The organism is Fictibacillus sp. B-59209 (assembly GCF_036216745.1).
Taxonomy (GTDB): domain Bacteria; phylum Bacillota; class Bacilli; order Bacillales; family Fictibacillaceae; genus Fictibacillus_C; species Fictibacillus_C marinisediminis.
In genome coordinates this window covers 1-510 of sequence record NZ_JARMMC010000050.1, presented here as the reverse complement: position 1 = coordinate 510, position 510 = coordinate 1, and the positions used below count along the sequence as shown (strand labels likewise).

1 protein-coding gene is annotated in these 510 nt (G+C 49.4%); it reads right to left on the bottom strand.

Translation table 11 applies throughout. From position 1 onward, the window contains the following. Positions 1 to 510, bottom strand: a 510-nt coding sequence (locus tag P4361_RS23120; protein ID WP_328091233.1) for an MFS transporter, incomplete at both ends; no start/stop codon positions are given.

Genomic DNA, 510 nt, shown 5'->3' with positions numbered 1-510 from the left:
TTCCTTCATTTTGTCTTTTAGATCATTGTTTACGATCGTAGCGGTAATGGCAGCCCCCATTACACCGCCGATGCTTCGCCAGAACCCGACGACAGAAGAGGCAATCCCGATGTATTTACGATCAACGGACTGAGCGACAGCATTTTGCGAAACGCTCATGAGCGGCCCAAGAACGAGGAGGCCGAGTCCGATCATGACTCCCGTTACGACCCAGTTCGCCGTTTCGTGCGTAATGGTTCCGAGCAAGTAAGCTTCGATGATCCCAACACCCATCGCAAACGCCATGATTGTGCGGAAGCGTAATTTGGTACAAAGGAAACCAGCTGTTATAGCCCCAACCATGATCGGAAACATCATCGGCGTCAGTACGCTGTTTGAGTTTTCGTTCCCGATGACAGCCACCGAAAGAATAGGCAAGTAGGTGATGGCCGAGAACATGATTGCACCTTGGCAAAACACAACGATACTTGTTCCGAGGACCATTTTATTTTTAAAGATGGAAAGCGGAAG